This is a genomic window from Janthinobacterium sp. HH102, assembly GCF_001758625.2.
Taxonomy (GTDB): Bacteria; Pseudomonadota; Gammaproteobacteria; order Burkholderiales; family Burkholderiaceae_D; genus Janthinobacterium.
On the sequence record NZ_CP062062.1, the window covers coordinates 4,366,296 to 4,388,205 of the forward strand.

Genomic DNA, 21,910 nt, shown 5'->3' on the forward strand with positions numbered 1-21,910 from the left:
GAGCTTGCAGCTTACGCAGGCGCCGGTGAAATCGCGGTGAAATCTCCCTGCTTTTTATCGTATCTGGAGGGGAATGATGTCGACGCGATAGTGCGCCTCGCCCGGATGGAAACGGATTTCCCAGCGCATGGCCTGCGCCACGCGCCCCAGCAAGCTTTGTCCATGCGCAAATCCCTGGACGCGCCGCGGCTGCCCCGCCGGCACGGTATTGCCGATGCTCAGACGGCCTTGCGCATACGCGATGCGGATGCGGCAAGCGGGGCCGCCATGGAACAGGGCATTTGCCAGGCAGTTATTGATGAGCAACATCGTCAAAGGCGGATTGCCGACGACCTCGAGGCGCTCGGGCAAGTCCAGCGTCAGCAGGCTGGCGTCCCACGGATGTTCGTCGAGCAGGCGCAGCAGGCATTGCTCGATGCAGGCGCGCAGCTCCATCACGTCGCCGGGCAGTTGCTCGGCCCGCGCCAGCGCGAACAGCACCTCGATGGTGGCGCGCATGTCGTCGACACCCTGGCGCAGCTGCGCCTGCTCAGCTGCCGCCAGGGGCTGTGCGCCGGCCAGCGCCAGGCCGTTGTGCATCAAGGTCAGCGGCGTGCGCAGTTCGTGGCTGACGTCGCGCGCGAATGCCTGTTCGCGCCGCAACACCGTTTGCAGTTCGGCAAACGTGGTTTCCAGGCGGCGCGCCAGGAAACCGATCTCGTCGGGGCGATCGCGCTCGCTGAAATGGACGGCGCCGCCGGGCGCCAGCTGGCGCGCTTCCTGCGCCAATCTCTGCAAGGGCAGCACGAGGCGCCGCGCCAGCCAGTATGCCAGCAGCAAGGCCAGGGCGATCAGCGCCAGCGCCACGCCAGCGACGACACCGCCCACCTCCCGCACCAGGCGCTGCACCACCAGCACGGGCGCCACGTCGGCCAGCAGATACGCGCGCTGCGGCTGGCCGGCGGCAACGAGGTTCAGCGCCAGCACGTGATAATGCTGGCCCGTCGTCGTAAACACTTCGCCACGCGGGGCAGATGCTGGCACTTTCGCGCGCACCACTTGAGGCAAATCAAGGTAGCGGCCATAAACCGTGATGAGGTCGCTGCCAGACGGCGTAAGCTCACCGTGCTGGCGCAAGCGCTGGCTAACCACCGCCGCTTCGCGCTCGAGCAGGCGCTGCACCAGCATGTCTTCCGTCACGTAGGCGATCACCAGCGCCAGGCCCGTGTAGCACAGGCACAGCAGGACGGTGAAGCCGGCCAGGGCCGCAAACAGGCGCTGCCGGATCGACCTAACCATCGCCGGCCGCCGCATCGAAGGCCAGGCGGTAGCCCAGTTGCGGGATGGTCACGAGCACGCCCGCCGCACCAGCCCCGCCGACCAGTTCCAGCTGCTTGCGCAGCGCATAGATATGCGATTTGAGGGCGTCGCTGTCCGGCGGCTGGCTGCCCCACAGGGCTTGCAGCAAGGCCGAGCGCGACACGGCGTGCGGATGCTCGCGGCACAGCAGCAGCAAAATTTTAAAACCCGTCTGCGTCAGCGGCAGCGTTGCGTCACGGTACAGGGCGCGTCCTGCGCGCGTCTGCAAGGTGAATGGGCCCACGCGCATTTCCTGGTGCACGTGCAACTGCTGCCGTCGCGCCAGCGCTTCGCAGCGCAAGGCCACTTCGCGCAAGTCGAAGGGCTTGGTCAGATAGTCGTCGGCGCCGTCGCGAAAGCCGCGTGCCTTGTCTTCGTATGCGTCGCGCGCCGTCAGCATCAGAATCGGCACATTGCTGGGCGCACCCGCCTTGATGGCGCGGCACACCTGCAAGCCATCGATATCGGGCAGGTTCAGGTCCAGCAGCACCACGTCATAAGTGTTGCGCGTGGCCAGCGCGACACCGAGCGCGCCCGTGCCCGCATGGTCGGTCTGCCAGCCCAGACCGTCGAGGAAATCCAATACCTGGCGCGCGATGGCCAGGTGATCTTCCACCAGCAGGATGTTCAAGGGCGCTTTGCTCATGGAATACCGGCAAGGCGCGCATACAGCCAGAAGTTGCCCGATCTTTCACGGATTTGCCGGTAGCTGCGCAGATAGCCTTCCCGCTCGAAAGCGCAGCGTTCGAGCACGCGCAGCGAACGCTCGTTGCTTTCCAGCACGGTCGCCTGGATACGCAGCAAGCCCAGGCGCTGAAAGCCCCAGTCCACGACGGCATTCACGATGGACGTGGCCACGCCATGCCCCCACACGGCGGGCGCCAGGTCGTAGGCGATTTCGGCCGTGCGGTGCTGCGGAGAAATCGCATTGAAGCCGATGGTGCCCACCAGCTGGCCGCCGTCGCGCAGCACGACGGCCAGGCGCATGGGCGAAGCCGGCTGGGCCGACGCGTAATCATCGAAATTGGCCTGCAGGTCATCGATGCCGCGCAAGGCCCAGCTCGTGTGCTCGACGACGGCAGGGTCGGCCAGGTAGGCATACCAGGCGGGCGCGTCGCTGCGTTCCAGTGGGCGCAAGGTCACGAGGGGATGGGTGGAACAGGGCAAGTCAGCCGGTTTCATCGTTTGCTCATGGAATAATCAATCGACGGGGCAATCGGCGGCCAGCCAGGCGGCGAAATCATCGGCGGCCCGCTCGAAATCGTCGCGCTGCATCGAGCCATGGTCCACCAGGTACACGGCGCGGTCAACGCCATCGAGCGCCAGCATGACGGCGCGCCCGCCGCTGTCGTCGCCGATGGTCATGTAGCCGGGGCAAAATTGCTGCGTCTCATACGTTTCATTGCGTTCCCGTAAGCTGTCCACGCCGTACAGCAATACCTGTTCGCCGCGCATGCTCTCTTGCCCATCCTGCAAAAAACGCAGGTAATGCGCCGGCAAGGGGGCACCCAGCCAGCGTTCAAGCGCGTCGATCGCTTGCCCGCTCACGCGGCATCCTTGCGCCGCGCTTCCCATTCGCGCCGCAGCAAGCCGTACAGTGCCGAATCGCTGACGTGGCCGCCAACGATCCAGCGTTCGGGCAAAAAGCCTTCCCTGTTGAAACCCTGGCGCTCGAGGGCGCTGGCCGAGCCGGCGTTGAGCGGGTCGATATCGGCTTCCAGGCGGTTCAGGTCGCGCTCGACGAAGGCGTACTCGATCAGCGCCGACAGCGCTTCATGCATATAGCCACGGCCCCAGTGCGGACGCGCCAGCGCATAGCCGATCTCGGCGCGGCGGTTCTGTCGGTGCACGGAAAACAGCGTGCAGCTGCCCACATACTCGCCCGTCTGCTGCAGTTCGATGGCGAAGCGGAAGAACTCTTCGTTCTCGAAGGCGGCGCTGTCCTCGGCGATCTGGCGCGCGGCGCGGCCGGCATCGTCCCAGGGCGGCTCGCTGAAATAGCGCATCACTTCGGGATCGGCATGCATGGCGAACAGGGCCGCCTCATCGGATGGCTGCGGCTTGCGCAGGATCAGGCGGTCGGTGGTGATGGTCTTGCTGTAGGTCATGGCGCTCCAGTCTGGCGGCAAACGGACGAATGCTTATTATTCCATGCAACTATAACGAAGTGGCAATTTTGTGACGGTGCTTTTAATGTAATATGGCAATATTTCGACCATATCATTGATGCAACTTCATGATCCGCTCATGCACGCAGTAAAACACGCAGCCAACACCGAAGCCGACCATGTCCATCCCTAAAATCCACCTCACCATGCCGCTTGCCCTGGGGGCACTGGCCGTCTGGCTGGGCTTGAGCATGGGCGGCCGCTGGCTGGAATCGGCCGGCTACGCCTTGCCGGGCGCCGCCGTCACCGGCCGTATCGGCCTGTCGTGGGCGCTGGCCGCCCTGTTCGCGCTGGCGCTGCTGCTGGCATCCAGCCGGCCCCGCGAAGCGGGCCTGAGCGCGCCGCAGCCATGGAAAACGGTGTGGCTCGCCTCGCCGCCCCTGCTGTATGCGCTGCTGATGCTGTTGCTGGCCTGGGCCGGCGGCTGGCCGCAGCCGCGCGTGCTGCTGATCGTCGCGTGCAATGCGGCGCTGGTGGCCGTCTCGGAAGAACTGATGTTCCGCGCCATCTTGCTGCAAGGCATGCTGGACCGCTACGCCGTCTGGCCCGCCGTCCTGATGTCCTCGGCGCTGTTCGGCCTGGCCCATACGGCCAACGGCCTGGCCACGGGCGACGTCAGCGGCGCCCTGTGGCAAGCCGTGGCCGCCACCTTGCAGGGTGTCGGCTATGCGGCCATCCGCCTGCGCACCCGCTCCATCTGGCCCATGGTGCTCGTGCATGGACTGTGGGATTACGCGCTGGTGACGGCCACCTTGCCGCACCCGGCCGAAGATGGCGCATCGATCCTGCCATATATCGCCCTGCTGGCCGTGCTGCCCCTGTGCCTGTACGGCGTCTACCTGCTGCGCCCCAGCCAGCGGGCGGTCATATATCAACTGCAACGATAAGGAATGTGCATGGCGTTTTTTTCACGTGATTACGAGGTATTCCTGCTGCTGGCCGCGCCCAATGCCATACCGCTATGGGATGCGGCGCAATGGACGCCGTTCGCCGCCAGCCTCGACGGCCTGATGGCGCAGGCTGGCGCGAGGGGCAAGGCCGCCGTGCGCAGCCATCAATACAATCCCAAGGGCAAGCCGATTCCCTTTGGCCGCCTGGGCTGGGACGCCAAATCGCACGCGAAGTGGACGCACACGCCGGCCACGACGCAAGCGCGCTTCATGAGCCTGGAAGCGTGGGCGCCCACCTGGACCGTCTGCGAAAAGGACGACCAGGCGCCCGACGTATTCCTCGCCCTGGCCAACGAATCGCTGCTGGGACTGGCAGGCAAGCCCTTGCAGTTCAGCCAGCGCCTGGTGTGCGCCATCGCCACGGACATGGGCCCGGAAGCGGCCGCCACCTTGCGGCAAGCGCTGGCGCAACTGGCCGCCCGGCAAGACACCGTCGTCTTCGCCCACACGCGCCGCCAGTGGGGCCGCGCCTCGTCGTACGGCGGTTTCACGGGTGCCATCCAGGACATGCTGATCGGCGGCCTGTTCCGGCAGGACGACCCGCATGCGCGGCCGCTCGATGACACCGCGTTCCAGGATGTGTGGAGCAAACTCGACATCCACCATGCATGAACGCACTCCCATGCCACGTCTGACCTGCGCCATCCTGCTGTGCTGGAGCGTCCATGCGGGCGCCTTTGAGCTGAGCGGCACCATCCGCAGCAATGGAACGCCGCTGCCGCAAGCCATCAGCATCGTTGCCGAGCGCATGCACGGCGAGCCGCAGATACATGGCACGGTCGAAAATGGCCGCTACCGTATTGATGTACCTGAAGGCGGCACACTGGCACTACTTTTGCAATCGCCCGGCTGGGAAGCGGAACCCAAGCTCATCTTCAGCGTGGCCACGGCGGGCGCGCTGGACTTCCTGCTGTATCCGGCCGCGGTGCCCGAAGCGGCGCTGGCAGCCGAATTGCGGACCATGGAACAGGAAGACCAGGCCCTGCGCGCGGGATTCCCGCCAACGGGGCCGGACCTGGCCACGCGCCAGCGCATGCTGGCCACGGATGAAGCACGCGAGCAACGCTTGCGGCAAATCATCGCCAGCAAGGGCTGGCCCACGCAAACGATGGTCGGCTACAAGGCGGCGGGCAGCGCCTGGCTGATCGCCCAGCATGGTTCCAGTGCCTTCCTCAAAAGCAGCCTGCCGCTGATGCGCGCGGCAGCGGCAAGGGGAGAGATCACGCCCTCGAAGCTGGCACTGGCGATCGACCGCGACTTGAGCAATGACAAGCTGCCGCAGCTGTACGGCAGCCAGTTCCGCACGGATAGCACCGGCAAGACGGTGCCCTTCCCCATCGACGATCCGCAGCGCCTGGAGCAGCGCCGCGCCAGCATGGGCATGGAACCGTATGCGCAGTACCGGCAGTTATTCGAAAAGGACAATTGACAACGCCAACCGTCGCATGGCATCGTTGCGCCATGCCATGCCATCGCCATTCCCGCCCCTGCCATCGATTATTGCCGCCATTTCACACATGGTGGCTGGACAGGAATGACATTGACCAAGCCGCCTGCAAGGCGGCTTTGATCGGCAACAAATAATCAAGACGTCTCGCAGGCTTTGTTTTCACTTTCAGCGAGCGACCATGCACACCACTTCCAGCACCCCCGTTATCCCCACCTTGCACCTCGTGTGCGGCAAGATTGCCTCGGGCAAATCCACCTTGACCAGCCAGCTTGCGCAAGCGCCGCATACCGTGCGCATCAGCGAAGACACCCTGCTGGCGCAGCTGTATCCGGGCCAGATCGCCAGCCTGGCCGACTATGTGGCCTGCGCGGCGCGGCTGCGCGCGGCCATCGCGCCTCTGGCCCTGCAGATGCTGCAGGCGGGCGTGTCCGTCGTGCTCGATTTCCCCGCGAATACGCCCGCCAGCCGCGCCTGGATGCGCGAGCTGTTCCAGCAGGCGCGCGTGCCGCACGTGCTGCACTACCTCGACGTGACGGATGAGGAATGCAAGGCGCGCTTGCGCCGGCGCAATGACAGCGGCTTGCACCCGTTCTCCACCAGCGACGCGCAATTTGATGAAATCACGCGCCACTTCACGCCGCCCGACGCCTCGGAAGGCTTTGATATCGTGCGGATTGCCGCTTAAAACGTCCCCGGCAGCAGGATTTTTTTGTCCACCTGCTGCAGGTCGCGCAAGCCGCAAAACGCCATCGTCAGATCGAGTTCATTGCGGATGATATCCAGGCATTTGGTGACGCCCGGGCCGCCCATGGCGCCCAGGCCATATAGAAACGGGCGGCCGATGTAGACGCCTTTCGCGCCCAAGGCCACGGCCTTGATCACGTCCTGGCCCGAGCGGATGCCGCCGTCCATGTGCACTTCGATCTGGCTGCCGACGGCGTCGACGATGGCGGGCAAGGCTTCGATCGACGATTGCGCGCCATCGAGCTGGCGCCCGCCGTGGTTCGAGACGATCAGCGCGTCGGCGCCGCTGTTGACGGCCAGGCGCGCGTCTTCGGGGTCCATGATGCCCTTGATGATCAGTTTTCCGCCCCAGCGCTGCTTGATCCATTCCACGTCCGCCCACGACAGGCTCAGGTCGAACTGCTGCTGCGTCCAGGCCGACAGCGACGACATGTCGGACACGGACGTGGCGTGGCCGACGATGTTGCCGAAACCGCGGCGTTTCGTGCCCAGCATGCCCGCCACCCAGCGCGGCTTGGTGGCCATGTTGAGGATATTCGGGATGGTCAGTTTCGGCGGCGCCGACAGGCCGTTGCGCAAGTCCTTGTGGCGCTGGCCCAGCACCTGCAAGTCCAGCGTCAGCACGAGCGCGCCGCATTTGGCCGCCTTGGCGCGGTCGATCAGGCGGTTGATGAATTCGCGGTCCTTCATCACGTACAGCTGGAACCAGAACGGTTTTGTCGTGTTCGCCGCCACGTCCTCGATCGAGCAAATGCTCATCGTCGACAGGGTGAACGGCACGCCAAACTTCTCGGCCGCCTGGGCCGCGAGGATTTCGCCATTCGCATGCTGCATGCCCGTCAAGCCCGTGGGCGACAGGGCCACCGGCATCGAGACGGCCTGCCCCACCATGGTCGAGGCCAGGCTGCGGTTTTCCAGGTTGACGGCCACGCGCTGGCGGAATTTGATCTTGGCAAAATCGCTGTTGTTGGCGCGGTACGTCGATTCCGTCCAGGAGCCGGAATCGGCGTAGTCGTAAAACATGCGCGGCACCCGTTTCTGGGCCAGCACGCGCAAGTCTTCGATGCAGGTGATGATACTCATGCGTTTCCTCGGTCGATGGCTAGTCGGACCATGATCGTGCATTTACCGGTAATTGTCTATCCGGCAGGCAAGCCTGCCGGATGGCGCTTCGCTTACCAGTCGCGCGCGCCGAGGATCTTCTCGCCCAGTTCGCTCAAGCGCGCCTGCGGATAGCGCAGCTTTTCCTTGTCCTCGGGGTCGCCGGGAAACGCATAGCCCTGCGGTGCGCTGCGTTCGCGCCAGCTTTGCACCCGCCAGTCGCGCAAGGTCTGGTTGTCTTGCTGGGCTGGCGTAAAGGAAATGTATTGCGCCAGCCGCACCTGGTCCGTCGACGTGTTCGGGCGGATGCCGTGCGCCAGCAGGCTGTTGAAGATCAGCAGTTCTCCCTTCTGCATGGCGATGAATTCCATCGGGTACGGTACCGTCGCCAGGTCCGGCTGCCACGGGTTGCGATCCGCCGGCACGGTCTTGCGCCAGCTCAATAAGTTATTGAACAATTCCGGATAGCACTGGAAACCGCCGCTCTCGGGCGAGGTGTCGGACAGGGCCAGCACGCCCTGCACGTTGACGGGCAGCGGGTCGAGCGTGGTGTCCGCATCCCAGTGGATGAAACCGCCAAACTTGCGCTTGCCATGGTTCGGCGTGTTCAGGTTGGCGCGGTCGATCGTCACCCACAAATCCTGACGGTCCCAGATATCGACGAAGGCGTCGTAGACGCGCTGGGTCTGGCGGTTATCCCACAGGGTCTGGTTGTGATAGGCCTCGACCATGCCGGAGCCGTTGAGTTCCTTCATCGCGTGATCGCGCAATTGCTCCCGGTTCCAGGTGGCGGGGTCATGCTGGTCGAGTCCCTGGAATTCCCACAGGAAATCTGTCGTGCGCCGCACTTGCTCGGGCGACACCGCATCCTTGACGATGACGTAGCCATAGGTTTGCCAGTGCAGGAAATCGCTGTCGGACAGCACGCGCAGGGGCAGCTGTTTGCGGATGTCGCGCAGCTGGGTCTGTTCCGTGTAGGCCACGGACGGGTTGCCGGGACGGTCTTCGCCGTATTGATATCGATCTTCTTGCATCGCTGTCTCCTGTGTTGGTGTGAGACAGATTGTGCGATGGCATGGCCGGGTGAAATGCGCGCCAAGCGGCCAATACTGATACTATCCTGACTATTCATACGCTTCAAACGTCACAATGACGCCTTTATTCGAACAAGTCACGATACCGGCGGGCCACTCTTGGGGCTTGCTGTGGCGCGAACTCGACACCATTCCCTTCATCTGGCACTACCACCCGCAGTTCGAGCTGACCCTGACGGTCAATGCGCGGGGGCAGCGCTACATCGGCGACCACCTGGGCGATTTCGAACCGGGCGACCTGGTGCTGCTGGGGCCGAACTTGCCGCACACATGGTCGGCCAGCGAGCGCATCGACAGCAGCCAGCCGATGCTGGCCGTCGTCGTGTGGTTTTCATCGGAGTGGCTGGAGCGGCTGGCGGCCTGTTTTCCCGAGTTTCTCAGCTTGCGCCAACTGGCGGCCCGCGCCGGCCCGGCCCTGCATTTTTCGCCGCGGACGAGCGCGCGCAGCGCTGATAAACTGCTGCAACTGAACGCCCTGCCCGTGCCGCAGCGCTTGCCGCTGCTGCTCGACGTGCTGCTGGACCTGGCGGGCGATACGGGCGCGCGGCCGCTGGCCTCGACGGCGCAGGCGCCGCTGCCCGATGGGCAGCACAAGCGCATGGCCGGCGTGTTCGATTTCATGCACGCGCATTTCCGGGAAGAGATCGCACTGGAGAGCCTGGCGCAGCGGGCGGCCCTGTCGCTGGGCGCGTTTCACCGCTGCTTCAAGCGCCACGCGCATTGCACGCCGGGCGAGTACCTGGCGCGCCTGCGCATCGGCCGCGCCTGCCAACAGCTGATCGAGAGCAATCTCGCCATCGCCGTCATCGCGCAAGAGGCGGGCTACCGCAACCTCGCGCATTTCAACCGCCAGTTCCGCGCCGCCAAGCACGTCACGCCGCGCGCGTTTCGCCTGCAATACCGGCGCGGCGTCAAAGACCTATCGTAAATCCGTTCGGAAACGAAAAAGGGGATCAGATTTTACAATCTGATCCCCGATATTCTGGTGCGGCTGGCAGGAATTGAACCCACGACCCCTTGGTTCGTAGCCAAGTACTCTATCCAGCTGAGCTACAGCCGCCTAAGACAAGATTATAGCAGGGCTTTGCAGAATGGCAAAGGGCGTGGCGGCGATATTTCACAATTGACGCCCTCCCCGGTTTTTCACCGGCCGCCCCGCAACTTGCATTTTTAATCACATTGATTTTCTGATTGCGGCGCAAAACCGACACGCTGATGACTGATTGGCCATTATTAATGCATCCAAGAAAAATAAATTGCAATTCATGGAAAACTTTGAGAATGTTTACTAGCAGTAATTCCAAAAAAAATACCAAGGGGATGTCATGAAAATAAACTTGCATAAATTGCCTCCGGCCGCCGCCTGCGCGGCCACCCTCCTTCTTGCCGCCTGTGGCGGCGGCAGTAGCAGCAGCCCCGCCGACCCGGTTCCGCCCGTCGTGCCGCCGCCGGCAACGACGCTCAGCGGCACTGCCGCCGTCGGCGCGCCCATCTCGGGCAGCGTGGTGGCCATCGACAGCAAGGGCAAAGTGTCCACGGCGGTCAATACCGGCGCCGGCGGGGCATTTACGGTGGACGTGGCCGGCATGACGGCGCCGTTTTTCCTCAGCATCACCGGCTCGTCCGGCGGCAAGCAGGTGACGCTCAATTCCATCGCCACCGCGGCTGGACAAACCGTCAACATCACGCCGCTGACCGACCTGATCGTCTCCACGGCGTCGGGCCAGCCCGGCGGCACGGCCCTGGCCGCCGTCTGCGCTCCCGTCGCCAATACGGTATCGGCCGCCTGCACCGCGGCCCTGGCCAATGCCGCGACGCAGCAACGGCTCGATGCGGCCGTGGCCGCCGTCGTCGCCATGATCAAACCGATTAATACCGGCAATACCAATCCGCTGACGGGCGCCTTTGTTGCCAACGGCACGGGCATGGACGCCGTGCTGGACCAGATCCTCGTCGCGCCCGCGGAAGCGCAGGGCGCCATGGCCACCGTCACCCTGATCGCCACCAACAGCGCGCTGGGCAGCGTAACCCTGCCGGCCGCCGCCGGCGGCGCGCCGACGATACCGGCAGCGACGCCGCCATCGGACGCCGACCTGGCCAGAGCGACGGCCGCGGCCAGTGTCTTGCCGGAAATCCGCGCCTGCATGGCCTCGCTCAGCGCCCTGTATCCGAAGACGGGCTTCGTCGTGCCGTCGGCGGCGGCCGTGTCGCCGTTCATCGACAGCAGCTTCAATATGGGCGCGGCGGTGGGCAAGGCCGACATTGTGTCCGCCCTGAGCAGCGCGGACCAGGCTGCCCATGCGGGCCTGACGATCGAGGCGCTGGGCCTGGCCAGCGTCAGCATGCAGCCCTTGAGCGCCGATGAAATCGCCACGCTGACGTCCGCGAGCAGCACCTCGACGACGCGCGTCGCCGACTTCATCGGCAATCGCCTCGGTGCCGGGGCGACGGCCATCGCCTTTACTTCAGGCAAGCCCAGCAGCGCATGGGTACAGTTACGCATAGGAACAGATGCGGGCATGCTCAACTGGAAGCTGGTCAAGACGGGCGACACCAGCGGCTGCGCCGGCGGCTGGAAACTGGCCGGCAGCGGCCACCTGGACATGCACATGAATGCGCGCATCCAGCGCAACTTCGATGCTGCAGGCACGGCCAGCTTTGCGCGCGAATGGGCAGCCCACGTCGAGCTCGACACCGTGCTGCAGGAAAATCCGGCCGTCAACAAGATCGACGTGCGGGGACCGGGCCTGACGACGTTCGGTGACTTCCAGATACCGGGCTCGGCCGGCAGCAAACTGCAGCTGATCCTGCCGGCCACCGGCTACACCCACATGCGGGTGGCCGACAGCAATGGCGCCGCCAGCACTTTCTACAATAACGCGGAAGCCATCCAGAGCTGCCAGGACCTGGCCAGCCTGCCCGTCAATACGCCGGGCCTGGGCGCGGGTACGGCTTGCATCGACGAAACGAAAGTGGCGCCTGGAAAAATCTACGTGTGGACCCTGAAAACGCCGAATGGCGCCGTCAGCGCCTTCCCGTTCCAGATCAATGCCGTGCCCCTGTCGAAAGCGTTTGCCAAGGCCAACCAGGCCAGCCTGTTCGCCACGCTCACCAGCATCACGCCGGCGAAACTGTCGTCCATCCCGTCCGCCGCCCTGCTCGATGGCGCGGTGACCTTCAATTACACGCAGTCGGCCACCTACGGATCGAAAATGGATAATTGCGGCCTGTACTTGTTCAATGGCGCCACGCCGGTGCTGAACGCGGAGCAAAATGCGGTTGGACAAGAAACCTCGTGCACGTTCACGACCTCGGGGCTCAATGCGCTGGCGTCGAACGTGGCGGACCCGGCGCAATCTGGCGCCTCGCTGTTCAAGTTCACCGGTCCCGTGACAAGCGGCGGACTGTGGGTGACCACCATCGTCCTGGGCAACCAGGCGTCGTCGGGCCAGCCTTATCCGAATTGACGGGGCCCGGCCACTGCAGCGCGCCGCGATGGGGGCGGCGCGCTGCACGCTTGCCTTTCGCTGGACGAAAAAAAACCCGGAAAGCGAACTTTCCGGGTTTTTTCACTACTGCTGATACTGGTGCGGCTGGCAGGAATTGAACCCACGACCCCTTGGTTCGTAGCCAAGTACTCTATCCAGCTGAGCTACAGCCGCAAACTCTGACACACTTCGCCGAACGGCGCGAAGCTTGAAACTTTCATCAGAACGAAGCGAACTTCATTCCGGCAACGATACTAATCAATACTGGTGCGGCTGGCAGGAATTGAACCCACGACCCCTTGGTTCGTAGCCAAGTACTCTATCCAGCTGAGCTACAGCCGCAAAACTTCTACAACATTCCATCAACAACATGGAGGTGAAACTTGTCACAACAAAACCAGGCAAAGTCTGATTTTCAGTATTCTGGTGCGGCTGGCAGGAATTGAACCCACGACCCCTTGGTTCGTAGCCAAGTACTCTATCCAGCTGAGCTACAGCCGCGCAGGCAAACATTATAGCGTATTCATTTCGCTTTGAAAAGTTCGATTTTTCAATCGCTTAGCTGATTTTGCAGAATACCGCCCCGCATGATCGACTACCTTTTCACTGCCAAAAAGCTGACGCCTTTTTATCGCAGGGCACTTCTGCTTCCACAGTCGGGTCCAGCGAATCGAGGAGTTGCTGCCTCGAAAGAAGCGGGATTATAGGGACTGCTTTCCAGCCTGTCCAGTGCTATCTGCAGGCGGCGCGCAAGCGTGCGGTGGCGGTGCCCCGCTTGGGGCTACAATACCAGCCAGACAGGGGCGCTTTTGCCTTCCCTGATGCATGACGGCGGACATTGAGCATCATGACCTATTTAACTGAGCTTAGCGACGGCGGCCCGGCGGGACAAGCGCCCGTGCGGCAGATTCATTGTTGCAGGATTTCCGATGGCCAAGCATGACCGCGAGCAAGATCTGCTTCCCCCATCAGCGCCGCTGAGCCTATCGGACGAGCGCCTGTCCAACTTGCTGGAAGGTATTACCGACGGCTTTTGCCTGCTCGACCGCGACTGGACCATCCGCTACCTCAATACGCGCGGCGCCGCCATGCTCGCGCCACAACACGCGCCTGGCACCGGCCTGGCGGGCAAGAACCTGTGGCATGCCTGCCCCGCCCTGCATGGCACGGAACTGGAAACCCAGTACCGGCGCGCCATGGCGCAGCAGCTCAGCTGCAGTTTCGAACTGCCGTATCCGCCGCTGGGGCGCTGGCTGGAAGTGCGCATCTTCCCTTCCAGCGAAGGCTTGACCACGTATATCCAGGACATCAGCCAGCGCAAGGCGGCCGAGGAAAACTTGCGCCACAGCGAGGAAGACTTGCGCGCGTTGGCCAATTCCATCCCGCAACTGGCCTGGATCGCCAGCTTCGATGGCACCATTGCCTGGTACAACCAGCGCTGGCACGACTACACGGGCACCACTGCCGAACAGATGGCGGGCGACGGCTGGAGCATCGCCTATGACGCGCAGCACCTGCCTTCCATGCTGCAAGCCTGGAAGGCCGCCTTGCGCGAGGGCACGCCCTTCGAAATGGAGTTCCCCATCCGCGGTGCCGACGGCCAGTACCGCTGGTTCCTGACGCGCGCCAATCCCGTGCGCGACCGGGGCGGCCAGCTGCTGCGCTGGTTTGGCACGAGCACCGACGTCGACCAGGTCAAGCGGGCGCAGGAAGCCTTGCGCGATGAAACGCGCGTACTGGAGCTGCTCAACAATACGGGCGCGGCCCTGGCCAGCACCCTCGACTTGCCGGCCCTGCTGCAGGAAACCGTCGATGCGGCCACGCGCATCAGCGGCGCGCGCTTCGGCGCCTTTTACTATGATGATGCGGGCGATATCCACGACGATCCCGACGCCCTGCCCGCGGCACGCGCCGTCAACGGCATCAGCCTGCGCCAGGCAGATGCCATCGCCACGGAACTGCGCCAGGGAGCGGCCATGCGCCAGAACGACTTGCTGGCCGCGCCCGACGCCAGCGCCGGCGGCGCGCCGCCGCTGCGCAGCTGCCTGAGCCTGCCCGTCAGCTCGCGCTCGGGCCTGCTGCTGGGGCGCTTGCTGCTCGGCCATCCGCAAGCGGGCATGTTCAGCGCGCGCAGCGAACGCATCGTCTCGGCCATCGCGGCCCAGGCCGCCGTCGCGCTCGACAATACGCGCCTGTACGCGGCCGCCACGCGCGCCGCCGAAGAGCGCAAGGTGCTGCTCGACAGCGAACGCGAGGCACGCGCCGACGCCGAGCGCACGAACCAGCTGAAAGACGATTTTCTCGCCACGCTGTCGCACGAACTGCGCACGCCGCTGTCGGCCATCCTGGGCTGGGCGCAAGTGCTGCGGCGCGGCACGCGCGACCAGGCCGACCTGCACCGCGGCCTGCAAAGCATCGAACGCAATGCGCGCGCGCAGGCGCAACTGATCGAAGACTTGCTCGACATGAGCCGCATCACTTCCGGCAAGGTGCTGCTGGATCTGCAAACCATCGTGCCCGCCAGCATCATCGCCTCGGCCATCGAAACCTTGCGCCCGGCGGCCGACGCCAAGCACATCGCCATCCACAGCAACATCGCCAGCGATGCGGGCAGGATCACGGGCGACCCCAGCCGTATCCAGCAAGTGATCTGGAACCTGCTGTCGAATGCCCTGAAGTTCACGCCGCAAGGCGGCCGGGTCGAGATCGGCGTGCGCCGCGAGGCAAGCCGCCTGGCCATCACGGTGAGCGACAACGGCGTCGGCATCAAGAAAGACTTCCTGCCCCACGTGTTCGACCGTTTCCGCCAGGCCGACGCCTCCACCACGCGCCGGCATGGCGGCCTGGGGCTGGGACTGGCGATCGTCAAGCACCTGGTGGAGCAGCATGGCGGCACGGTCACGGTCAGCAGCGCCGGCGACATGCAGGGCGCCAGCTTTACCGTGCGCCTGCCCCTGGGGACGCGAACCGCGCCGGCGCGGCCAACGGGCGGCGACTTGCCCGCCAGCCATGACTTGCGCGGCGTCACCGTCCTGCTGGTCGATGACGAGGCCGATGCGCGCGAACTGACGGCGCGCATCCTGCGTGACAGCAACGCCGAAGTGCATGGCGCCGGCAACGTGGCGCAAGCGCTGCAACTGCTGGACCAGGTACACCCGCATGTGCTGGTCAGCGACATCGGCATGCCTGACGCCGACGGTTTCGACTTGCTGGCGCAAATCCGCGCGCACGCCTCCCCTGATGCGGCCCGGCTGCCCGCGCTGGCGCTGACGGCGTTCGCGCAACCGCAGGACCGCCAGCGGGCACTGGCCAGCGGCTTCCAGGCCTGGGTCTCGAAACCGCTCGACCCGGCCGAACTGCTGGCGGCCGTAGCGCAACTGGCCGCAACGCGCTCCCTCACGCAGCGTCCTGAAGAGGGCAGCAATACGCCGCCCTAAAAGGATGATGCAAAGAAATACATGATGCAGTACAAAATGACTATTTTCATGGGCTAGCCTTCCTACTTTCAGACGCGGCTCTGTCCTACAAGCAACTAAGCTAAAGTTTGCTACACTGAAATGCAGAAACGCACCTGCACGGCAGGCTGGAGATGGCGGCCTGGGCCGGCGAGAACGTCAGAAGCGAGCTCAAGCGCTGTTGTGCGCCCTAACTTGTTGCAAGGCGCTACTATCTTCCCCACTGCCGTCAGCCCATCATCTGCGGTGGAAGCCAGCGTTGCATAGACCGTATAACCGAGACCTTACATGCCCAGCCAAGATGAGATTTTGAAAGCCAAAATTTTGGTCGTCGACGATTCACCCGACAATGTTGACCTGATGCTGGAAATCCTGCGCGATGCCGGCTACACCAATGTGACGGCCACCATGCGTCCGGCCCAGGTTTGCCCCCTGCACCGGGAGCATTGCTACGACCTGATCTTGCTGGATCTGCAAATGCCGGAACTCAATGGTTTCCAGGTCATGAAAGGCTTGAAGGAAATCGAGCATGGCGGCTACCTGCCCGTGCTGGCCCTGACGGCACAGCCGAGTTTCAAGATCGCCGCCCTGGAAGCGGGCGCGCGCGACTTCATCAGCAAGCCCTTCGACCTGATGGAAGTGCACAAGCGCATCCACAACATGCTGGAAGTGCGCCTGCTGTACAAGGAACTGGCCCAATACAGCAAGCAGCAGCAGGAACTGGCGCTGCACGATCCGCTGACGGGCTTGCCGAACCGGCGCCTGCTGGAAGACCGCATCGAGCATACCTTGCAGCAATCGGCCCGCAGCCGCGGCAAGTCGGCCATCCTGTACCTGGACCTGGACGGCTTCAAGGCCATCAACGACAGTTACGGCCACGGCTATGGCGATGAAATCCTGAAAATGGTGGCGGCCCGCCTGGTGAGCGCATCGCGCAAGGAAGACACGGTGGCGCGCATCGGCGGCGACGAATTCGTCATCGTGCTGGGCAACCTGGCCGGCAAGGGCGACGCACGCGAACCGGCCGCCAAGCTGATCGAAGTCATTTCCGAGCCGTATTTCATCAACGACCTGACCCTGCGCCTGTCGACCAGCATCGGCATCGCCATCTACCCGGACGACGCCAGCACCGTCGAATCCCTGCTGGGCGCGGCCGACACGGCCCTGTACGAAGCCAAGCGTGCCGGCAAGAACCGCTTTTGCTGCATCCCGCACGAGGTGATCGCCTCGCAGGTGAATATGCAAAAAAACAACATTCCGTCGATCGCCTGAGTTTTTACGCCACACCGCACATGAAAAAAACCGGCAAGCCACGTTGATGGCTTGCCGGTTTTTTCATGAGCACGATGTTTTATTTCTTGCCAGCCGTCACTTCATGCTGGCCCGCATGCTGGTGGTCCGTTTGCGCATCGACGGTTTCCGGCGGTACTTCGATGCGCGTGATGCCGGCATCAACGGAGATCGGGTCGCTGGCGGGGAAGGTCATTTCCACGGCGTCGTCAAGCAACTCTTCCTTGGCCCGCTCTTCGCCGCTCATGCCTTCTTCATCGGCCAGGATGGCCAGCGCGCTGGCCCATTTCACGAAATTAAGGTTGGACAACTCGCGTACGGTGGTCACGCCAAACGCTTGCTGCAAGGCCTTCGCATCCTTCGCGCTGACGCCGCGCAAGGCGCTGATGGGGGCATTGACGATGTCGCGGAAGCTTTTGTCGAGGTATTCCTTGTCGACGATGGTTTCGATATTCATGGCATGTCCTTTCGTTTCGGTAAACGGGCCTGTACTGCACCCTGCGCCGCGGGGCGGCTATGCTGCATGGAAAAATGCACAACCCCACTATGGCAGCGTGTGGCGTCCCGGTATGTGCGCAGCCGTACGTAAAGACGGGAACAACTTCCTGCTGGCGCAAACAGAAATATTGCCTATCATATAAAAATGATGGGAGGAGATTAAAATTGCCGAAAAGACAGAAATTTTCCATCCATGCGCCCCGCGATGAAATCCTCATGTATGATCCACAACTTGAATTTGGTCCACCTTTCACCATTCACGGGGCGCTATGTCCGCACAAACAGATCCGAACAAGGAAGCGGCCCAGGCCGATGCGGAACGCGCCGCCGATCTCAGCGAGTTGCTCGGTCATGTCAACACCAGTTGGGACAATGAACGGCGCGCCCTGTCGCGCCAGCTGCACGACAGCCTCGGCTCGTCGCTGACGGCGCTGACCATGCACCTGTCGCTGCTGACGCAAAAAATGCCGCAGGAAGCGGCCTTGCTCGACCGCGCCGCGACCATGAAGCAATTGCTGCTGAATGTCATCGAGACCAACCGGCAAATGCAGATGAAGCTGTGGAACGACAAGCTGGAGTTTCTCGGTGTGAATGTGGCGCTGGGCGAGCTGGCTGCGCAATTTGCGGAACAGCACAAGATCACCGTGCGCTGCAGCCTGCCCGAAGATGAACTGATCTGCCCGCGCAACGTGGGCGTGGCCCTGCTGCGCACCCTGGAAGAGGCGCTCAGCAATATCGCCGCGCACGCGCAGGCAAGCGAAGTGGATATCATCATCGACGACAACGACGAGGCGCTGATGATGACCGTCAAGGACAACGGCAGCGGCTTGCCGGCCAGCGTGCCCGTCGAAATGAGCAAACACGGCCTGCGCGCCGTGCGCGAGCGCGTGCATTACCTCGGCGGCAGCCTGAGCCTGACGGCGAATCCGCAAGGCGGCATGGCCCTGACCGCCGTCTTGCCGCGCATTAGCCCGAAAGAATAATCCCTGCCAGACAGCATCGGGCCGGAACATCGCCGGGCACCCTGCCCCGCTCAACGATACGACGAAGAAACCGCATGCAACGACTGATCCCCACCCTGCTGGCAGCGCTGCTGGCCATGGGAGCCGCCCAGGCCGCCGACAAGACCGTGCCGCCGCCGGAAACCGTGGACAAGCTGGCCTGGCTGGCCGGCTGCTGGAACGTCGACGGCGCCGAACCCGGTTCCGGGGAACAATGGAGTACGGCCGCCGGCGGTACCATCCTCGGCACCAGCCGCACCGTCAAGGGCGGCAAGACGACGGCCTTCGAATTCGTGCAGATCCGCCTCACCGAACCGGGCCAGCTGGCCTACATCGTTCAGCCGTCGGGCGAGCCACCCGTGATCTTCAACCTGCTGCGCCAGGACAAGCCGAATGAATTCATCTTCGCCAACCTGGACAATGACTTCCCGAGCCGCATCACCTACCGCCATGACAGCGAGCGCATCTTACACGCCAGCATCACCGGCACCTTGAAGGGCAAGCTCACCACCATCGCCTTCCCCATGACGCGGGGCCGCTGCGAAGCGGCGCCCCTCGCGCGCGGCAAATAAAAAAGGGCCGCAAGGCCCCTTGTTTTGTTACGGCGCAAACTGCTTAATGCAGCTTGACCTGCGGCGAGCTGCGCTTGATCAGGAAACGGCCCATGGCCATGACGGCCGTGCGCACGGTGCCCAGCACGGCGTTGTGGTGCATCAGGTGCAGGCTCACATACATCATCCGCGCGACAAAGCCTTCGACGAACCAGCTCAGGCCCTTCAGCGACCCCATCAGGGTGCCGACCGAGGTGGTGCGGCCAAACGACACCAGCGAACCGTAGTCCAGATATTCGTACGGCCTGGTTTGCGGCGGCTTGCCCTTCGCCTGCAGCAGGAACGTTTTCAGCAGGTAATCGGCTTGCTGGTGGGCAGCCTGGGCGCGCGGCGGCACCAGCTTGCCGTCGTGACCCGTACAGGCGGCGCAATCGCCCAGCGCGAAGATATTCGCATGGCCCTGCACATTGAGCATGCCCGTCACTTCCAGCTGGCCGGCGCGGTTGGTAGGCAAGCCCAAAGTGGACAGGAATTCCGGCGCGCGGATGCCGGCGGCCCACACGCAGATGTCGGCCGCATAGCTGGTGCCGCTGGCCACCGTCACCTTGTCGGCTTCGATCGTGGTGACGCGCGTATCGGTCACCACCGTGATGCCATGCTGGTGCAGCAGTTTCGAGGCGGCGATGGAAACGCGCTCGGGCAGCGGCGCCAGGATGCGCGGCGCCCCTTCGAGCAGGGTGATGCGCACATCCTTGATGGCGTTGAGATTCTGGAAGCCGTACGCGGCATACACGCCGCTCGCTTCGCGCAATTCGGCCGCCAGTTCCACGCCCGTCGCGCCGCCGCCGATGATGACGATGTCGACACCGGGATGGCCCGCGTCGCCCTGGCGCTGTTCAGCCATGGCCAGCAGTTTCAGCAGCGTCAGACGGAAACGTTCGGCGTCTTCCGTGGCATTGAGGGAAATCGTGTTTTCCTGGGCGCCGGGTACGCCAAAGTAATTCGAGGTGCTGCCCACGGCCAGCACCAGCTGGTCGTAGCTGACCTGGCGCTGCGGCAAGAGCTGCTCATCCTTGTCCGTGGCGATGGCGCCCACGGTGAGGCTGTTCGACGCTGCGTCGAGCCCGATCAGGGGACCATAGACATAGGTAAAACCATTGTCATGCGCCAGCATCTGGTACGACAGGCCCTCTTGATGAATGTCCAGGGTGCCGGCCGCCACTTCATGCAGTGACGGCTTCCAGATATGGTACAGGCGGCTGTCGACCAGGGTGACCTGGCCGGGGCCGAGCTTTCGGCTGAGTTTGCAAGCCAGCTCCAGGCCGCCTGCACCTCCTCCTACGATAACGATTTTACTATGCAAAGATCCTCCTGCTTGTTAATCCCTGTGCCCGTTGCCGTTGCCGTTGCCACGACCATTGCCATTGCCATGGCCTTTGCCCGGCTTGTCATCATGCTTGTCGCGCTTGTCATAGTGCTTGTCATGCTTGTCGTCATGACGGTCGCGGTCGCCGTAATCGGGACGGCCATGGTCGCCATGCTGCTGGCGGTAGCGGGGCACATATTGGTTGTTATACCAACCATCTTGGACGAAATATACCTCTTGGTTACAGGCATTATACTTGCGGCAGTGCTTGGACCAGTGTTTCGCATGGCCGGGCGGTACGCGCAGGTAGATCGGGGCGGCCGAATAGTATTGCGGGCGCTGCACGATGACGGGTTGGGCGTAGATCAATTGCGGCGCGGGATAGTCGCCTATGTCGATGCGGCCGTAAAAGCCTGGCTGGCCGACGGTGACGGAAACCTGGGCAACGGCGGCGGTACCTGCCGACAGCAGGACGGCGGCGAGAATGAGGGTTTTCATGAGGACACTCCTTTTATCAGTTATGCCGCAATTGTAGACCTTGTGTGACTAACTGTTTGTTCGCAAGGACACATAAGGAATCGCGTCCCAATCTCACCACAGTTTGCCCAAAGGCACTACCAAGCCGCTGAACAGCGACCAGTCCGGCGACGCCGCCGTCAAGCCACGCGCCATGCCGATATCGATGGCCAACCGCGGCGTGGGGCTGTAGGTGGCAGCCAGCAGCAGCTGCGCCGTGGCTGGCGCGCCGCGCAGGCGCGTGCCCGACACTTCCGCCGTGGCGCCCCAGCGGTCGCTGACGGGCGTGGAAAAGGAGGCCGCCCAGCCCGTTTGCACCCTGCCCGTGCCAGGGTCGGAAGCCCCCAGGCGCGTGGCGTTCAGGTTGGCGTCCATGTGCACGGCGCCCAGGTCGCGGCTGAAAATACCGTTCAACGAGACGTCGCTCTTGCCGCTGCCGATGCTGTCCTTGGCAGTGGGCAACTTCCAGCCCAGTTCCAGGCCCAGCGCTGTGGCGCTGTCGAGCAAAAAGGCGCGTTTGAGCACGACCGTCGTGTCGCCCACGCCCGTCTCGCGCCGCCCCGTGTCATTGCGCGCGCGCACGAAGCCCTCACCTTCGAGCAGCACGCCCCATTCGGGCGTGAACGCCAGCTTGAACGTGTACGGCAAGCTGGCGCGGCGCGTGTCGTCCGTTTTCGACAGCAGGCCGCCCGCCTCGAATTCCAGCTGGCCCGGCACGGGCAGCTGGGCGGGACTGGCCACCGATGGACGATAAGGCAGGACGGGATCGCCCTCCTGCGCCTGCGCCAGGGGCGCCAGCGACAGCAGCAACAGGGAAAAACTGAAGGAGGACAGGAAAGAAGATGGCATGGGGGACCCGCAAGTGGCAAACGCGCAATAGCGACAGCCTACCACCGCCGC

The 21,910-nt window shown here is 63.7% G+C and carries 22 protein-coding genes and 4 tRNA genes; 10 read left to right on the forward strand and 16 right to left on the reverse strand.

Annotated features, from left to right (window positions below; genetic code table 11):
* Nucleotides 1–54: 54 nt before the first annotated feature.
* The 5 genes from JAB4_RS19840 to JAB4_RS19860 are packed head-to-tail and all read right to left on the reverse strand — an operon-like array spanning nucleotide 55 to nucleotide 3,446.
* On the reverse strand, nucleotides 55–1,278 hold the full coding sequence (locus JAB4_RS19840; RefSeq protein ID WP_070219493.1) for a HAMP domain-containing sensor histidine kinase: 1,224 nt from the start codon (nucleotides 1,276–1,278) through the stop codon (nucleotides 55–57).
* On the reverse strand, nucleotides 1,271–1,984 hold the full coding sequence (locus tag JAB4_RS19845; protein WP_070219492.1) for a response regulator transcription factor: 714 nt from the start codon (nucleotides 1,982–1,984) through the stop codon (nucleotides 1,271–1,273). The genes JAB4_RS19840 and JAB4_RS19845 overlap by 8 nt, the downstream gene beginning before the upstream one ends.
* Complete coding sequence (locus JAB4_RS19850; protein ID WP_070219491.1) at nucleotides 1,981–2,520, reverse strand: GNAT family N-acetyltransferase; 540 nt, start codon at nucleotides 2,518–2,520, stop codon at nucleotides 1,981–1,983. The genes JAB4_RS19845 and JAB4_RS19850 overlap by 4 nt, the downstream gene beginning before the upstream one ends.
* Nucleotides 2,521–2,538: 18 nt before the next feature.
* Entirely contained in the window at nucleotides 2,539–2,886 is a 348-nt protein-coding gene (locus JAB4_RS19855; protein ID WP_175444700.1) for an SMI1/KNR4 family protein, read from the reverse strand.
* Entirely contained in the window at nucleotides 2,883–3,446 is a 564-nt protein-coding gene (locus JAB4_RS19860; protein ID WP_070219489.1) for a GNAT family N-acetyltransferase, read from the reverse strand. Before JAB4_RS19860 ends, JAB4_RS19855 begins: the two co-directional genes overlap by 4 nt.
* 179 nt (nucleotides 3,447–3,625) lie before the next feature.
* Between JAB4_RS19860 and JAB4_RS19865 the strand changes: the two genes are divergently transcribed.
* From JAB4_RS19865 to JAB4_RS19880, 4 genes are all read left to right on the forward strand, one after another.
* Nucleotides 3,626–4,393, forward strand: coding sequence for a CPBP family intramembrane glutamic endopeptidase (locus tag JAB4_RS19865; protein ID WP_083286976.1), 768 nt, complete (start codon nucleotides 3,626–3,628; stop codon nucleotides 4,391–4,393).
* Between the two features lie 9 nt (nucleotides 4,394–4,402).
* Nucleotides 4,403–5,068 carry a hypothetical protein gene (locus JAB4_RS19870; RefSeq protein WP_083286975.1) on the forward strand — a complete coding sequence of 222 codons (666 nt, stop codon included), beginning with the start codon at nucleotides 4,403–4,405 and terminating at the stop codon, nucleotides 5,066–5,068.
* A 10-nt stretch (nucleotides 5,069–5,078) separates the two neighbouring features.
* Nucleotides 5,079–5,885, forward strand: coding sequence for a DUF6624 domain-containing protein (locus JAB4_RS19875; RefSeq protein ID WP_083286974.1), 807 nt, complete (start codon nucleotides 5,079–5,081; stop codon nucleotides 5,883–5,885).
* A gap of 199 nt (nucleotides 5,886–6,084) precedes the next feature.
* The gene (locus JAB4_RS19880; protein WP_070219487.1) at nucleotides 6,085–6,591 is read left to right on the forward strand and encodes an ATP-binding protein; all 507 of its coding nucleotides are present in this window, start codon (nucleotides 6,085–6,087) and stop codon (nucleotides 6,589–6,591) included.
* Here JAB4_RS19880 and JAB4_RS19885 read toward each other — a convergent pair.
* The gene (locus JAB4_RS19885) at nucleotides 6,588–7,733 is read right to left on the reverse strand and encodes an alpha-hydroxy acid oxidase (RefSeq protein ID WP_070219486.1); all 1,146 of its coding nucleotides are present in this window, start codon (nucleotides 7,731–7,733) and stop codon (nucleotides 6,588–6,590) included. The two genes, JAB4_RS19880 and JAB4_RS19885, sit on opposite strands and share 4 nt — an antisense overlap.
* Nucleotides 7,734–7,825: 92 nt before the next feature.
* Nucleotides 7,826–8,785, reverse strand: coding sequence for a phytanoyl-CoA dioxygenase family protein (locus JAB4_RS19890; RefSeq protein ID WP_070219485.1), 960 nt, complete (start codon nucleotides 8,783–8,785; stop codon nucleotides 7,826–7,828).
* 115 nt (nucleotides 8,786–8,900) lie between these two features.
* On the opposite strand from JAB4_RS19890, the gene JAB4_RS19895 reads away from it, so the two are divergent.
* Nucleotides 8,901–9,773, forward strand: a complete 873-nt coding sequence (locus JAB4_RS19895; protein WP_070219484.1) for an AraC family transcriptional regulator — start codon at nucleotides 8,901–8,903, stop codon at nucleotides 9,771–9,773.
* Between the two features lie 55 nt (nucleotides 9,774–9,828).
* Here the strand turns inward: JAB4_RS19895 and JAB4_RS19900 are convergent.
* Both JAB4_RS19900 and JAB4_RS19905 read right to left on the reverse strand, forming a co-directional pair.
* Nucleotides 9,829–9,905, reverse strand: a tRNA-Arg gene (locus JAB4_RS19900).
* Entirely contained in the window at nucleotides 9,883–10,188 is a 306-nt protein-coding gene (locus JAB4_RS19905) for a hypothetical protein (RefSeq protein WP_139143559.1), read from the reverse strand. The genes JAB4_RS19900 and JAB4_RS19905 overlap by 23 nt, the downstream gene beginning before the upstream one ends.
* Between JAB4_RS19905 and JAB4_RS19910 the strand changes: the two genes are divergently transcribed.
* The gene (locus tag JAB4_RS19910) at nucleotides 10,183–12,312 is read left to right on the forward strand and encodes a hypothetical protein (protein WP_070308401.1); all 2,130 of its coding nucleotides are present in this window, start codon (nucleotides 10,183–10,185) and stop codon (nucleotides 12,310–12,312) included. The genes JAB4_RS19905 and JAB4_RS19910 overlap by 6 nt on opposite strands.
* 118 nt (nucleotides 12,313–12,430) lie before the next feature.
* Here the strand turns inward: JAB4_RS19910 and JAB4_RS19915 are convergent.
* The 3 genes from JAB4_RS19915 to JAB4_RS19925 all read right to left on the reverse strand — a co-directional run bounded on the left by JAB4_RS19915 (nucleotide 12,431) and on the right by JAB4_RS19925 (nucleotide 12,834).
* Nucleotides 12,431–12,507 (reverse strand) — tRNA-Arg (locus JAB4_RS19915).
* 91 nt (nucleotides 12,508–12,598) lie between these two features.
* Nucleotides 12,599–12,675 (reverse strand) — tRNA-Arg (locus JAB4_RS19920).
* Nucleotides 12,676–12,757: 82 nt separating this feature from the next.
* Nucleotides 12,758–12,834 (reverse strand) — tRNA-Arg (locus JAB4_RS19925).
* Between the two features lie 428 nt (nucleotides 12,835–13,262).
* Between JAB4_RS19925 and JAB4_RS19930 the strand changes: the two genes are divergently transcribed.
* Both JAB4_RS19930 and JAB4_RS19935 read left to right on the forward strand, forming a co-directional pair.
* Nucleotides 13,263–15,770: an ATP-binding protein gene (locus tag JAB4_RS19930; RefSeq protein WP_070219227.1), complete on the forward strand. Its 2,508-nt coding sequence runs from the start codon at nucleotides 13,263–13,265 to the stop codon at nucleotides 15,768–15,770.
* Between the two features lie 306 nt (nucleotides 15,771–16,076).
* A complete protein-coding gene (locus JAB4_RS19935) occupies nucleotides 16,077–17,060 on the forward strand; it encodes a diguanylate cyclase (RefSeq protein WP_070219228.1) in 984 nt (327 codons plus the stop codon).
* 79 nt (nucleotides 17,061–17,139) lie between these two features.
* Here the strand turns inward: JAB4_RS19935 and JAB4_RS19940 are convergent, their stop codons facing one another.
* Nucleotides 17,140–17,535 (reverse strand): hypothetical protein, encoded by a 396-nt coding sequence (locus tag JAB4_RS19940; protein ID WP_070219229.1) that lies wholly within the window; start codon nucleotides 17,533–17,535, stop codon nucleotides 17,140–17,142.
* 310 nt (nucleotides 17,536–17,845) lie between these two features.
* Between JAB4_RS19940 and JAB4_RS19945 the strand changes: the two genes are divergently transcribed.
* Both JAB4_RS19945 and JAB4_RS19950 read left to right on the forward strand, forming a co-directional pair.
* Nucleotides 17,846–18,559: an ATP-binding protein gene (locus tag JAB4_RS19945; RefSeq protein WP_070219230.1), complete on the forward strand. Its 714-nt coding sequence runs from the start codon at nucleotides 17,846–17,848 to the stop codon at nucleotides 18,557–18,559.
* Between the two features lie 74 nt (nucleotides 18,560–18,633).
* Complete coding sequence (locus JAB4_RS19950) at nucleotides 18,634–19,149, forward strand: DUF6265 family protein (protein WP_070219231.1); 516 nt, start codon at nucleotides 18,634–18,636, stop codon at nucleotides 19,147–19,149.
* A 43-nt stretch (nucleotides 19,150–19,192) separates the two neighbouring features.
* Here JAB4_RS19950 and JAB4_RS19955 read toward each other — a convergent pair whose 3' ends face one another.
* From JAB4_RS19955 to JAB4_RS19965, 3 genes are all read right to left on the reverse strand, one after another.
* Nucleotides 19,193–20,491 (reverse strand): NAD(P)/FAD-dependent oxidoreductase, encoded by a 1,299-nt coding sequence (locus tag JAB4_RS19955; protein WP_070219232.1) that lies wholly within the window; start codon nucleotides 20,489–20,491, stop codon nucleotides 19,193–19,195.
* Between the two features lie 15 nt (nucleotides 20,492–20,506).
* A complete protein-coding gene (locus JAB4_RS19960; RefSeq protein ID WP_070219233.1) occupies nucleotides 20,507–20,992 on the reverse strand; it encodes a hypothetical protein in 486 nt (161 codons plus the stop codon).
* 93 nt (nucleotides 20,993–21,085) lie between these two features.
* Nucleotides 21,086–21,859: a transporter gene (locus JAB4_RS19965; protein ID WP_227742001.1), complete on the reverse strand. Its 774-nt coding sequence runs from the start codon at nucleotides 21,857–21,859 to the stop codon at nucleotides 21,086–21,088.
* Nucleotides 21,860–21,910 lie beyond the last annotated feature (51 nt).

Bases quoted from the DNA above. Each gene is read 5' to 3' on its own strand.
- JAB4_RS19840 (WP_070219493.1), bottom strand. From the start codon at position 1,278: ATGGTTAGGTCGATCCGGCAGCGCCTGTTTGCGGCCCTGGCCGGCTTC.
- JAB4_RS19845 (WP_070219492.1), bottom strand. From the start codon at position 1,984: ATGAGCAAAGCGCCCTTGAACATCCTGCTGGTGGAAGATCACCTGGCC.
- JAB4_RS19850 (WP_070219491.1), bottom strand. From the start codon at position 2,520: ATGAAACCGGCTGACTTGCCCTGTTCCACCCATCCCCTCGTGACCTTG.
- JAB4_RS19860 (WP_070219489.1), bottom strand. From the start codon at position 3,446: ATGACCTACAGCAAGACCATCACCACCGACCGCCTGATCCTGCGCAAG.
- JAB4_RS19865 (WP_083286976.1), top strand. From the start codon at position 3,626: ATGTCCATCCCTAAAATCCACCTCACCATGCCGCTTGCCCTGGGGGCA.
- JAB4_RS19870 (WP_083286975.1), top strand. From the start codon at position 4,403: ATGGCGTTTTTTTCACGTGATTACGAGGTATTCCTGCTGCTGGCCGCG.
- JAB4_RS19875 (WP_083286974.1), top strand. From the start codon at position 5,079: ATGCCACGTCTGACCTGCGCCATCCTGCTGTGCTGGAGCGTCCATGCG.
- JAB4_RS19880 (WP_070219487.1), top strand. From the start codon at position 6,085: ATGCACACCACTTCCAGCACCCCCGTTATCCCCACCTTGCACCTCGTG.
- JAB4_RS19885 (WP_070219486.1), bottom strand. From the start codon at position 7,733: ATGAGTATCATCACCTGCATCGAAGACTTGCGCGTGCTGGCCCAGAAA.
- JAB4_RS19890 (WP_070219485.1), bottom strand. From the start codon at position 8,785: ATGCAAGAAGATCGATATCAATACGGCGAAGACCGTCCCGGCAACCCG.
- JAB4_RS19895 (WP_070219484.1), top strand. From the start codon at position 8,901: ATGACGCCTTTATTCGAACAAGTCACGATACCGGCGGGCCACTCTTGG.
- JAB4_RS19905 (WP_139143559.1), bottom strand. From the start codon at position 10,188: ATGCAAGTTTATTTTCATGACATCCCCTTGGTATTTTTTTTGGAATTA.
- JAB4_RS19930 (WP_070219227.1), top strand. From the start codon at position 13,263: ATGGCCAAGCATGACCGCGAGCAAGATCTGCTTCCCCCATCAGCGCCG.
- JAB4_RS19935 (WP_070219228.1), top strand. From the start codon at position 16,077: ATGCCCAGCCAAGATGAGATTTTGAAAGCCAAAATTTTGGTCGTCGAC.
- JAB4_RS19940 (WP_070219229.1), bottom strand. From the start codon at position 17,535: ATGAATATCGAAACCATCGTCGACAAGGAATACCTCGACAAAAGCTTC.
- JAB4_RS19945 (WP_070219230.1), top strand. From the start codon at position 17,846: ATGTCCGCACAAACAGATCCGAACAAGGAAGCGGCCCAGGCCGATGCG.
- JAB4_RS19950 (WP_070219231.1), top strand. From the start codon at position 18,634: ATGCAACGACTGATCCCCACCCTGCTGGCAGCGCTGCTGGCCATGGGA.
- JAB4_RS19960 (WP_070219233.1), bottom strand. From the start codon at position 20,992: ATGAAAACCCTCATTCTCGCCGCCGTCCTGCTGTCGGCAGGTACCGCC.
- JAB4_RS19965 (WP_227742001.1), bottom strand. From the start codon at position 21,859: ATGCCATCTTCTTTCCTGTCCTCCTTCAGTTTTTCCCTGTTGCTGCTG.